Genomic DNA, 11,629 nt, shown 5'->3' with positions numbered 1-11,629 from the left:
TTCAGATGAACTTGAACGAAGCGACCGGCAAAGCTTTCACCGGTTGCGGGCAAAAGGCTAAGCTAGGGGCAATCAGTGTCGGCGACGTCGGCACTAGTCCAGATTCCTCTGCACGGACGTCTCATGCGCAGTCGCCTTTTCAGCTTTTTATCTTGTCTGCTTCTTTCTGCCACCGCCGTTCAATCCGCCCAGGCCGTGGACCTCACCACCCAACGTCAATATTACGATGAAGCCAAACGAGCCCTCGCCAAAGGCGACAGCGGCCCGTATTTCCAATACAGCCAGGCCCTGGCCGACTACCCGTTGACGCCGTACCTCGCCTACGACGAGCTCACGGCGCGACTGAAAACCGCCAGCAACGAGGAGATCGAACAATTCCTCGCCAAGAACGGCGACCTGCCCCAGGCCAACTGGATGAAACTGCGCTGGTTGCGCTGGCTGGCCGACCGTGGCGACTGGCAAACCTTTGAAAAGTACTACGACGCCAAACTCAATTTCGTCGAACTGGACTGCCTCCATGGCCAATTCCAGCTGACCCACAACCAAAAAGCCGAAGGCTATAAAACCACCGAGAAGCTGTGGCTGACCGGTAAATCCCAGCCTGCTGCCTGTGATGCCACCTTTGGCCAGTGGGCCGCCGACGGCCAACTGACCGAACAGAAAATCTGGGACCGCGCCAAGCTGGCCGCCGAAGCCCGCAACTATCCGCTGGCCAACAGCCTGGTGAAGACCCTGCCGACCCTCGGCGCCCAGGGCCGCCTGATGGTGGACGTGGCGCAGAAGCCCGACATGCTCGGCGACCCATCGCGCTTCCTGCCGGCCAACGAAGCCATGTCCGATGCCGTAGGCCTTGGCCTGCGCCGCCTGGCACGCCAGGACCCGGACAAGGCCATGGCCCTGCTCGACGGTTATGCCAGCAGCATGCACTTCTCTCGTGACGAAAAAGTGTCGATCGCCCGGGAAATCGGCCTGACCCTGGCGCGTCGCTACGACCCGCGCGCCCTTGACGTGATGACCAAATACGATCCGGAACTGCGGGACAACACCGTTTCCGAATGGCGCCTGCGCCTGCTGTTGCGCCTGGCCCGCTGGGAAGACGCCTACCAGTTGACCCGCAAGCTGCCCCAGGATTTGGCCACCACCAACCGCTGGCGCTACTGGCAGGCCCGCAGCCTGGAACTGGCAGAGCCGAAGAACCCGCAAGCCCTGGTGATGTACAAGGGCCTGGCCAAGGAACGAGACTTTTACGGTTTCCTGGCGGCGGATCGCTCCCAGTCCCCGTACCAACTGAACAACAAGCCACTGGTGATGAGCCAGGCGCTGATGAACAAGGTACGCAACACACCGGGCGTGCGCCGCGCCCTGGAGTTCTACGCCCGTGGCCAGATCGTTGATGGCCGCCGCGAGTGGTACCACGTCAGCCGGCATTTCAACCGCGACGAAATGGTCGCCCAGGCCAAGCTGGCCTATGACATGAAGTGGTACTTCCCGGCGATCCGCACCATCAGCCAGGCGCAGTACTGGGACGACCTGGACATCCGCTTCCCGATGGCCCACCGCGACACCCTGGTGCGCGAAGCCAAGGTCCGCGGCGTGCATTCCAGCTGGGTATTTGCGATCACCCGCCAGGAAAGCGCCTTCATGGACGACGCGCGTTCCGGCGTCGGTGCCACCGGCCTGATGCAACTGATGCCAGGCACCGCCAAGGAGACTGCGCGCAAGTTCAGCATCCCGCTGGCTTCGCAACAGCAGGTGCTCGACCCGGACAAGAACATCCAGCTCGGCGCCGCCTACCTGAGCCAGGTCCACGCCCAGTTCAACGGCAACCGCGTGCTCGCCACCGCCGCCTACAACGCCGGCCCGGGCCGTGTACGCCAATGGCTGCGCGGCGCCGATCACCTGAGTTTCGATGTGTGGGTGGAAAGCATCCCGTTCGACGAAACCCGCCAGTATGTGCAGAACGTGCTGTCTTATTCGGTGATCTACGGGCAGAAGCTCAATGCACCGCAGCCGCTGGTGGATTGGCATGAGCGGTATTTTGATGATCAGTAAGTAACGCGTCCCATAAAAAATGCCCGCATTGAGAGATGCGGGCATTTTTTGTGGGCGGTGAATCAGTGGGTGGTCGACTCACCATCACTGAACTGCAACGCCGCCAGCCGTGCATACAGCGGATTGCTGGCGATCAGTTGCTGATGCGTCCCCACCGCCACCAGCTTGCCCTGGTCCATCACGGCAATCCGGTCGGCATTCTTCACGGTGGCCAGCCGGTGGGCGATGACCAGGGTGGTGCGCCCTTCCATCAACTGCGGCAGCGCCTGCTGGATCAGGTGTTCGCTCTGGGCGTCCAGCGCGCTGGTGGCTTCGTCCAGCAGCAGGATCGGTGCATCCACCAACAAGGCCCGGGCGATGGCCAGGCGTTGGCGCTGGCCGCCCGAAAGGCCCATGCCCCCGTCGCCCAGGTGGGTCTGGTAGCCGTCGGGCATTTGCAAAATGAAATCGTGGGCATGGGCGATGCGCGCCGCTTCCTCGACCTGGGCAAAGGTGGCCGTCGGATTGCCGTAGCGGATGTTCTCCTCAACGCTGCCGAAAAACAGCGCCGGGCTCTGGGACACCAGGGCGAAACAGCGGCGCAGGTCCAGCGGATCCAGCTCGGTCAGCGGGTGGCCTTCAAGCAGGATGCGGCCTTGCTGGGGATCGTAGAAACGCAGCAACAGATCGAACATCGTCGATTTACCCGCTCCGGACGCACCGACCAGGGCCAGGGTTTCGCCTGCATTGATGCTCAGGCTCAAGCCGTCGATGGCAAAACGATCCGGACGCGAAGGATAAGAGAAGCGCAAATCCTGGATTTCCAGGCGGCCACTGACCCGCTCCGGCAACTTGATCACGTTGGCTTCGGGCGCCTTGATCTCATTGCTCGACTGCAGCAATTCGCCAATCCGCTCCGCCGCACCGGCGGCGCGCTGCAACTCGCCCAACACTTCACTCAACGTACCGACGGCACTGCCGACGATCAAGCTGTAGAACACGAACGCCGCCAGCTCACCACCGGAAATGCGCCCGCCGATCACGTCCATGCCGCCGACCCAGAGCATCACGCCCACGGCGCCCAGCACCAGCATGATCACCAGGGTAATCAGCCAGGCGCGCTGCACGATGCGTTTGCGGGCGGTGGTGAACGCCTCTTCCACCGTCAGCGCGAAGCGCTGTTCGTCCTGGACCTGGTGGTTGTAGGCCTGCACGGTCTTGATCTGGCCGAGGGTCTCGGACACATAGCTGCCGACATCGGCGATGCGGTCCTGGCTCTGGCGCGACAGGCTGCGCACCCGGCGGCCGAAGATCAGGATCGGCGCCAGCACCAGTGGCAGCGCTATCACGACGATGCTGGTGAGCTTGGGGTTGGTGACAAACAGCAGCACGATCCCGCCGATCACCATCAAGGCGTTGCGCAGGAACAGCGACAGCGAGGAGCCGATCACCGATTGCAGCAAGGTGGTGTCGGTGGTCAGCCGGGACTGGATTTCCGAGCTGCGGTTGTTTTCGTAGAAGCCCGGATGCAGGTAGATCAAGTGGTTGAACACCTGCCGCCGGATGTCCGCCACCACCCGCTCGCCGATCCACGACACCAGGTAAAATCGCGCAAAGGTGCCCACCGCCAGGCCCAGCACCAGGATCATGAACAGACCGATGGATTGGTTGAGCAGGTGCGGCGACTGGGTCATGAACCCCTGGTCCACCAGCAGGCGAATACCCTGGCCCATGGACAAGGTAATGCCGGCGGTGACGATCAGCGCCAACAAGGCGCCCAGGGCCTGCCAGCGGTAGGGAGCGACGAAGCGACTGGCCAGGCGAATCGCGCGGCGTTGACGGGCTGAGAGCATGGAGGGTTTCACCTGAAGGTTGGAGACGGGAACCTGCATAGCTACATGGGGGGAACTTGAGCGAATCACAATGAGTCAGGATAATTATGCTCACCGAACCTAGGCCCTAGAGGCTATCGGTCTAAGGACCGGCTGGAAATTTGTATCGGTTTCTGCTGGACTGGGCATTCGATCTGCGGGCCGCGCAAGGAGTTGTAACAACGCGGTCACGCGGGGGTTTTAAAGTAGGTACACAACCTGATGAGGAGACGGGCCATGTCCTTGCAAAACAGCAGCAACGCCAAAATTCAAGTGATCCGCCAACCGCAGCAGTTGCCTTGCTCGTACATCGACGCTCAGGGCCGCGAAGTGCAAATCACCGAAGAAATGATCCAGAGCGCGTGCGCCGAACTGGAACAGAAATTGGTCAAGCCTGCCAAGCGAGGCTGATTCGCCCACGCTCTCTTAAACCCGGCCTTGATGGCCGGGTTTTTTATGCCTTCAGATTGCCTGTGCGCCCAATGCTGCCACGATGCTCGACAAGGCGGCAGACTCGCCGTTGATCCGCACTTTCAAGCCGTCAATCTCACGCCGCTCGGGGTAGTGCTTGCGCAATAGGTCGAAGGCCTTGCGCTGCTCATCCACTGTGCCTACCAGGCTGCGGCGGAAATCCGCGTCATCACGGCGCGGGTCGTACACGCTGCGGCACAGGGTCGCCAGGGCCCAGGCCGGATCGGTATTGGCATTGAGGCTGACTTCGGCCAGCCACGGCTCCGGCAGCAAGTCGCTCAATTGAATCGTCGGGTCCTGACCAAGATGCCGGCAAAACGCCTGATAGATCTGCGCCGTGCCGCGCTGCTTGCCGTCCAGGCTGTAGCCGGCGATATGCGGGGTGGCCAGCACACACAGGTCGGCCAGGTCGACGTCCACCTGCGGCTCGCCTTCCCACACATCCAGCACGGCCTGCAGGTCTTCGCGCGCCAGCAGCACCTCCTTGAGGGCGGCGTTGTCCACCACCGGGCCGCGGCTGGCGTTGATCAGCCAGGCACCGGGCTTGAGCTGGTTGAGGCGCTCGCGGTCGAACAAGTGCCAGGTGGAGCCGTTGCCGGATTTGTTCAGCGGCGTGTGCAGACTGATCACATCGCACTGCTCGACGATCTGCTCCAGGCTGACGTAATCACCGTCCTCGGCGATCTGCCGGGGCGGGTCGCACACCAGCACGTTCCAGCCCAACGCCTTGAGCACCTTGACCAGACGCCCGCCGACCTCACCGGCACCCACCACACCGTAGGTGCGCTGGGCCAGGTCGGCGCCTTCGATCTCGGCCAGGGTCAGCAGGCTGCCCAGTACATAGTCGACCACGCCACGGGCATTGCAGCCGGGGGCGCTGGACCACTGGATGCCGGCGCGCTGGAAGTAATCGAGGTCGAGGTGATCAGTGCCGATGGTGCAGGTGCCGACAAACCGCACCGGCGTGCCTTCGAGCAAGGCCCGGTTGACGTTGGTCACTGAACGCACCAGCAGCACATCGGCCTGCTCGATCGTCGCGCGGTCAATGGACCGGCCCGGAACCCGGCGAATCTCGCCAAATCCTTCGAAGAATGCATCGAGCAGCGGGATATTTTCGTCGGCAACAATCAGCATGGCAGGCTCCTTTCGCGGATCAGCAGTGTACAGCGGTTTTCCTTGTGGCGAGGGAGCTTGCTCCCGCTGGAGTGCGCAGCGCTCCCAAATGCAGCACCGTGTTTTTTCAGGTACACATCGGTTGCCCGTTCTGGGGCTGCTGCGCAGCCCAGCGGGAGCAAGCTCCCTCGCCACAGCAAGCTCCCTCACCACAGCAAGCGCCCTCGCCACAAAACGCTGCATTTGCGCGGGGATGTGTTTACAAATCCACAACACAGGTTTTTTCCTGACCAACACGTCAAGGCGTAGAATGCGCCGTCCTGCGCTCCCCCTATCGGACATCTGTACGTGAACACTGCCACAACCACCACCGCCCTTTCTCGCCCCGCCCGCGTCAGCCTTGAAGTGCGCAACCTGCTGGCCCTGGCGCTGCCGATCATGATCGGGCAACTGGCGACCACCGCCATGGGGTTCGTCGATGCCGTGATGGCCGGGCGTGTCAGCTCCCGAGACCTGGCGGCGGTTGCCCTGGGCAACTCCATCTGGATCCCGGTGTACCTGCTGATGACCGGCACCCTATTGGCCACCACGCCGAAAGTCGCCCAGCGCTTTGGTGCCGGCACCCACGGTGAAATCGGCCCGCTGGTGCGCCAGTCGATGTGGCTGGCACTGGTGGTGGGAATTACCGCGCTGCTATTGCTGATCAGCGCCGAACCGATCCTGCACCTGATGAAGGTCGATCCCGAGTTGATCAAGCCCTGCATGGGCTACCTGCACGGCATCGCTTCGGGTATGCCGGCCATTGCGTTGTATTACGTGCTGCGCTGCTTCAGCGACGGGCTGGGGCGAACGCGGCCGAGCATGGTCATGGGCCTGTGCGGGCTGGCGCTGAATATTCCGCTGAACTATGTGTTCATCTACGGCCACTTCGGCGTGCCGGCCATGGGCGGCATCGGTTGCGGCTGGGCCACGGCGATCGTGATGTGGGTGATGATGCTTGGCCTGGCCGCCTGGACCCGCTGGGCACCGGTGTATCAGAGCAGCGAGCTGTTCAAGCGCTTTGACTGGCCGCAATGGTCGGTGATCAAGCGTGTGTTGAGCATTGGCTTGCCCATCGGGATCGCGGTGTTTGCCGAGTCGAGCATTTTTGCGGTGATCGCTCTGCTGATCGGCAGCCTCGGTGCCACGGTGGTGGCCGGACACCAGATCGCGCTGAACTTCAGTTCGCTGGTGTTCATGATTCCCTATTCCCTGAGCATGGCGGTCACCGTGCGCGTGGGCCAGGCTCTGGGCCGAGGAGAACCCCGTGAGGCGCGCTTTGCCGCAGGTGTCGGAATGGGCACCGCGCTGGTGTATGCCTGCCTGTCCTGCAGCCTGATGCTGCTGTTTCGCGAACAGATCGCCACCATCTACACCCAGGATCCGCTGGTGATCCAAGTGGCGGCGATGCTGATTGTGTTTGCGGCGCTGTTTCAGTTCTCGGACGCGATCCAGGTCACGGCCGCCGGCGCACTACGTGGTTACCAGGATACTCGGGTGACCATGGTGCTGACGCTGTTTGCGTATTGGGGCGTGGGCTTGCCGGTGGGCTACGCGCTGGGGCTGACCGAGTGGCTGGGCGACGCCCGCGGCCCGAGCGGCTTGTGGCAGGGGCTGATCGTGGGCCTGAGCTGTGCCGCGGCGATGTTGGTGATCCGCCTGGTGCGCAGCGCACGCAAGCGGATTCGCCGGGCTTAAGCCGATTTCTTGCGGATCCAGTATAGGTAGGTACCGGCCTGCTCCTGCTGGTCCACCAGTTCATGGTCGAGAAACACGCAGAACTTGGGGATGTCGCGACGGGTCGACGGATCGGTCGCGATCACCTTGAGCAAGCCACCGGGCGCCAGGTCGCGGATGTGCTGGTGCAGCATCATCACTGGCTCCGGGCAGTTGAGGCCGGTGGCGTCGAGGACGGCATCGACGGGTAAATCAGGGGTCAGGCTCATGGTTTACTCCTAAACAGGCCGGCATTTTAACGGTAACGCGGGGCGCCAGGTAGCCAGCGGCGCCCTCGGTTTTTTCGCGAGCAAGCTCGCTCCTACATTGAGCAGCGTTTACCGGGCCTTTGGCTTCTTCACATCCAACCGGCGCAAATGGCAGGTCACTTCTTCACGGTCGTGGTACAGCTGCTTGCAGCCGATCTCCACCCGGATGCCACGTTCCTTGAAGCCTTCCGCGATGCGTTCAAGCAGGCGCTTCACTTCGGCATAACGCTGCTTCATCGGCAACTTCAGGTTGACCACCGCTTCGCGGCAGTGTCCCTCGCCAATCCAGGTTTCCAACAGGGCCGCATTGCGCGCCGGTTTTTCGACGATGTCGCAGACCATCCAGTCCACCGGCTGCTTGGGGGTGTAGATAAAGCCGTCGGCCATCAAGTGCTGCACCAGCCCGGTGTCCATCAGGCTTTCGGCCATCGGGCCGTTGTCGATGGCGGTCACCAGCATGCCGCGGTTGACCAGTTGCCAGGTCCAGCCGCCAGGCGCTGCGCCGAGGTCGACGCCGGTCATGTCGCTGTGCAGGCGCTCGTCCCACTGGTCTCGGGGGATAAAGTGGTGCCAGGCCTCTTCCAGCTTCAAGGTCGAGCGGCTTGGCGCGTCCCGCGGGAATTTGAGGCGCGGGATGCCCATCGGCCACATGGCCGAGTTGTTCGACTCGGCCAGGCCCATGAACACTTCGCGGCCGCTCTTGAAGGTCAACAGCAGGCGCGGCTTGCTGGCGTCTTCCACCAGTTTGCCGGCGGCCATCAGCGCCTTGCGCAAGTGAACTTCGAATTTCTTGCAGAAGTTCGACAGCTCCTTGCCGTCATTGGTGTCGACCATTTCCAGCCACAGGCTGCCGCACACCGGGAAATCCCGCAGGTGCGCGAGGATCACGCTGATACGGTCGGTTTCCGGCAAGTCGATGAACACCCCGCGCGCCCACTGCCTCGGGAAGATCAGCTCGGCAAAGCGTTGGCCGCGCATCAGGCGCTGGGCGCCGTCTTCTTCGGTGCAGACAAATTCGGCGCAGGCGCTGCCGGTCTTGGCCTTGGCATAGCCCGAAACGTTCAGGCGTGCGGCGTGTTCCGCGATCTCGGAACAGACTTCGCCTTCAAAACCCGGGCGGCAGTGCATAAAAAGGGTGTTCATCAACTCTCCTGGATCACGGGCTTGCTATAGCGCAATGCCTGTCATGAAAACGCGCGCATGATAGCCGAGTTCGGAACCTTGGACTTATTGATAGAGTCCAGTAATTAGCCAGCTACTTAAAACAGGGCTAATTTGTAAGCTCTGTTCGTCCCGTCAGGTCCGTAGCCGTGCGGACCATAAGGAGTCATGTAATGTCATCCCTTGATAGTCTGAGAACCCTTAAAACCTTACAGATCGACGACAAGACCTATCACTACTTCAGCCTGCCCGAAGCCGCCAAGAGCCTGGGTGATCTGGACAAGCTGCCGATGTCCCTCAAGGTGCTGCTGGAAAACCTGCTGCGCTGGGAGGACGAAAAGACCGTCACCGGCGCCGACCTCAAGGCCATTGCCGCCTGGCTCAAGGAGCGCCGCTCCGACCGCGAGATCCAATACCGCCCCGCCCGTGTGCTGATGCAAGACTTTACCGGCGTGCCCGCCGTGGTCGACCTGGCCGCCATGCGCGCCGCCGTGGCCAAGGCCGGCGGTGACCCGCAACGCATCAACCCGCTGTCACCGGTGGACCTGGTGATCGACCACTCGGTGATGGTCGACAAGTTCGCCACCACCGGCGCCTTCCAGGAAAACGTCGACATCGAAATGCAGCGCAACGGCGAACGCTACGCCTTCCTGCGCTGGGGCCAGAGCGCCTTCGACAACTTCAGCGTAGTGCCACCGGGCACCGGCATCTGCCACCAGGTCAACCTGGAATACCTCGGCCGCACCGTGTGGACCAAGGATGAAGACGGCCGCACCTACGCCTTCCCCGACACATTGGTAGGCACCGACTCCCACACCACCATGATCAACGGCCTCGGCGTATTGGGCTGGGGAGTGGGCGGGATCGAAGCGGAAGCCGCGATGCTCGGGCAGCCGGTGTCGATGCTGATCCCGGAAGTGATCGGCTTCAAGCTCACCGGCAAGCTGAAAGAAGGCATCACCGCCACCGACCTGGTGCTGACCGTCACCCAGATGTTGCGCAAAAAAGGCGTGGTCGGGAAATTCGTCGAATTCTATGGTGATGGCCTGGCTGACCTGCCCCTGGCAGACCGCGCCACCATCGCCAACATGGCCCCGGAATACGGCGCCACTTGCGGCTTCTTCCCGGTGGACGACGTGACTCTGGACTACCTGCGCCTGTCAGGCCGTCCTGCGGAAACCGTCAAGCTGGTAGAGGCGTACACCAAGGCCCAGGGCCTATGGCGCAACGCCGGTCAGGAGCCCATCTTCACTGACAGCCTGGCGCTGGACATGGGCAGCGTCGAAGCCAGCCTCGCGGGGCCAAAACGTCCGCAAGACCGCGTTTCCCTGCCGAACGTCGGCCAAGCCTTCAGCGACTTCCTCGACCTGCAATTCAAGCCCACCAACAAGGAAGAAGGCCGCCTGGAAAGCGAAGGCGGCGGCGGTGTTGCGGTGGGCAACGCCGACCTGATCGGTGAAGCCGACTACGACTTCAAAGGCCAGACCTATCGCTTGAAAAACGGCGCGGTGGTGATCGCGGCCATTACCTCCTGCACCAACACCTCCAACCCGAGCGTGATGATGGCGGCGGGCCTGGTGGCGAAAAAGGCCGTGGAGAAAGGACTGAAGAGCAAGCCCTGGGTGAAAACCTCCCTGGCGCCGGGCTCCAAAGTCGTGACTGATTACTACAAAGCGGCAGGCTTGACCCACTACCTCGACAAGCTGGGCTTCGACCTGGTGGGTTATGGCTGCACCACCTGTATCGGCAACTCCGGGCCGCTGCCCGAGCCGATCGAAAAAGCCATCCAGAAAGCCGACCTGGCCGTGGCCTCGGTGCTCTCGGGCAACCGTAACTTCGAAGGCCGGGTGCACCCATTGGTGAAAACCAACTGGCTGGCCTCCCCGCCCCTCGTGGTGGCCTATGCCCTGGCCGGCACCGTGCGCATGGACATCAGCAGCGAACCACTGGGCACCGGCTCTGACGGAAAACCTGTGTACCTGCGGGACATCTGGCCCAGCAGCAAGGAAATTGCCGACGCCGTCGCCCAAGTCAGCACCGGGATGTTCCACAAGGAATACGCCGAGGTGTTTGCCGGCGACGAACAGTGGCAAGCCATTGAAGTGCCGCAGGCCGCGACCTACGTGTGGCAGAAAGATTCCACCTACATCCAGCATCCACCCTTCTTCGACGACATTGGCGGCCCGCTGCCGGTGATCGAAGACGTCAAGGGCGCCAACGTGCTGGCACTGTTGGGGGATTCGGTGACCACCGACCACATCTCTCCCGCCGGTAACATCAAGACCGACAGCCCGGCCGGCAAATACCTGCGCGAGCAAGGCGTCGAACCGCGGGACTTCAACTCCTACGGCTCGCGCCGCGGCAACCATGAAGTGATGATGCGCGGCACCTTCGCCAACATCCGCATCCGCAACGAAATGCTCGGCGGTGAGGAAGGCGGCAATACGATCTACATCCCTACCGGCGAGAAAATGCCGATCTATGACGCCGCCATGAAATACCAGGCCTCGGGCACCCCGCTGGTGGTGATCGCCGGCCAGGAATACGGCACCGGCTCAAGCCGTGACTGGGCGGCCAAGGGCACCAACCTGCTGGGGGTAAAGGCGGTGATTGCCGAGAGTTTCGAGCGGATTCACCGCTCCAACCTGGTGGGCATGGGCGTGCTGCCCCTGCAGTTCAAGCTGGACCAGAACCGCAAGGCACTCAAGCTGACCGGCAAGGAGAAGATCGACATCCTCGGGCTGACCAACGCCGAGATCGAGCCACGCATGAACCTGACGCTGGTGATCACCCGTGAGGATGGCAGCAGCGAGAAGGTCGAAGTGCTGTGCCGCATCGACACCCTCAATGAGGTCGAATACTTCAAGGCCGGCGGGATCCTGCACTACGTGTTGCGGCAGCTGATTGCCTCGTAACTGACACGCGCTACCCAAAACACCGCCTTCCCTGGCGGTGTTT

Annotated in this window: 8 protein-coding genes; 4 read left to right on the top strand and 4 right to left on the bottom strand. The window is 62.3% G+C overall.

Going from position 1 to position 11,629, the window contains the following annotated elements; translation table 11 throughout:
- Positions 1-123: 123 nt before the first annotated feature.
- A complete protein-coding gene (locus JV201_RS07970) occupies positions 124-2,052 on the top strand; it encodes a transglycosylase SLT domain-containing protein (RefSeq protein WP_008437594.1) in 1,929 nt (642 codons plus the stop codon).
- Positions 2,053-2,114: 62 nt separating this feature from the next.
- On the opposite strand, the gene JV201_RS07965 is transcribed toward JV201_RS07970, so the two are convergent.
- Positions 2,115-3,923: an ABC transporter transmembrane domain-containing protein gene (locus JV201_RS07965; protein ID WP_219406714.1), complete on the bottom strand. Its 1,809-nt coding sequence runs from the start codon at positions 3,921-3,923 to the stop codon at positions 2,115-2,117.
- Positions 3,924-4,139: 216 nt separating this feature from the next.
- On the opposite strand from JV201_RS07965, the gene JV201_RS07960 reads away from it, so the two are divergent.
- Complete coding sequence (locus JV201_RS07960; RefSeq protein WP_003218992.1) at positions 4,140-4,313, top strand: PA1571 family protein; 174 nt, start codon at positions 4,140-4,142, stop codon at positions 4,311-4,313.
- Positions 4,314-4,364: 51 nt separating this feature from the next.
- Here JV201_RS07960 and pdxB read toward each other — a convergent pair whose 3' ends face one another.
- Positions 4,365-5,507: a 4-phosphoerythronate dehydrogenase PdxB gene (pdxB, locus tag JV201_RS07955; RefSeq protein WP_087694847.1), complete on the bottom strand. Its 1,143-nt coding sequence runs from the start codon at positions 5,505-5,507 to the stop codon at positions 4,365-4,367.
- 327 nt (positions 5,508-5,834) lie between these two features.
- Between pdxB and JV201_RS07950 the strand changes: the two genes are divergently transcribed.
- Positions 5,835-7,223, top strand: coding sequence for an MATE family efflux transporter (locus JV201_RS07950; protein WP_032899660.1), 1,389 nt, complete (start codon positions 5,835-5,837; stop codon positions 7,221-7,223).
- On the opposite strand, the gene tusA is transcribed toward JV201_RS07950, so the two are convergent.
- Together tusA and rlmM are read right to left on the bottom strand one after the other, a co-directional pair.
- A complete protein-coding gene (tusA, locus tag JV201_RS07945) occupies positions 7,220-7,471 on the bottom strand; it encodes a sulfurtransferase TusA (RefSeq protein WP_003218998.1) in 252 nt (83 codons plus the stop codon). The two genes, JV201_RS07950 and tusA, sit on opposite strands and share 4 nt — an antisense overlap.
- Before the next feature lie 108 nt (positions 7,472-7,579).
- Positions 7,580-8,653, bottom strand: coding sequence for a 23S rRNA (cytidine(2498)-2'-O)-methyltransferase RlmM (gene rlmM, locus JV201_RS07940; RefSeq protein WP_003219000.1), 1,074 nt, complete (start codon positions 8,651-8,653; stop codon positions 7,580-7,582).
- Positions 8,654-8,844: 191 nt separating this feature from the next.
- On the opposite strand from rlmM, the gene acnA reads away from it, so the two are divergent.
- A complete protein-coding gene (gene acnA / locus JV201_RS07935) occupies positions 8,845-11,586 on the top strand; it encodes an aconitate hydratase AcnA (RefSeq protein WP_219406713.1) in 2,742 nt (913 codons plus the stop codon).
- Positions 11,587-11,629 lie beyond the last annotated feature (43 nt).

Source organism: Pseudomonas sp. Colony2 (genome assembly GCF_019382755.1).
In the GTDB taxonomy this organism is placed as follows: domain Bacteria; phylum Pseudomonadota; class Gammaproteobacteria; order Pseudomonadales; family Pseudomonadaceae; genus Aquipseudomonas.
This window is presented reverse-complemented; position numbering and strand designations above follow the sequence as displayed.

What these genes read in the sequence shown, in the direction of transcription:
- JV201_RS07970 (WP_008437594.1), top strand. Translation starts at nt 124, where the DNA reads ATGCGCAGTCGCCTTTTCAGCTTTTTATCTTGTCTGCTTCTTTCTGCC.
- JV201_RS07965 (WP_219406714.1), bottom strand. Translation starts at nt 3,923, where the DNA reads ATGCAGGTTCCCGTCTCCAACCTTCAGGTGAAACCCTCCATGCTCTCA.
- JV201_RS07960 (WP_003218992.1), top strand. Translation starts at nt 4,140, where the DNA reads ATGTCCTTGCAAAACAGCAGCAACGCCAAAATTCAAGTGATCCGCCAA.
- pdxB (WP_087694847.1), bottom strand. Translation starts at nt 5,507, where the DNA reads ATGCTGATTGTTGCCGACGAAAATATCCCGCTGCTCGATGCATTCTTC.
- tusA (WP_003218998.1), bottom strand. Translation starts at nt 7,471, where the DNA reads ATGAGCCTGACCCCTGATTTACCCGTCGATGCCGTCCTCGACGCCACC.
- rlmM (WP_003219000.1), bottom strand. Translation starts at nt 8,653, where the DNA reads ATGAACACCCTTTTTATGCACTGCCGCCCGGGTTTTGAAGGCGAAGTC.
- acnA (WP_219406713.1), top strand. Translation starts at nt 8,845, where the DNA reads ATGTCATCCCTTGATAGTCTGAGAACCCTTAAAACCTTACAGATCGAC.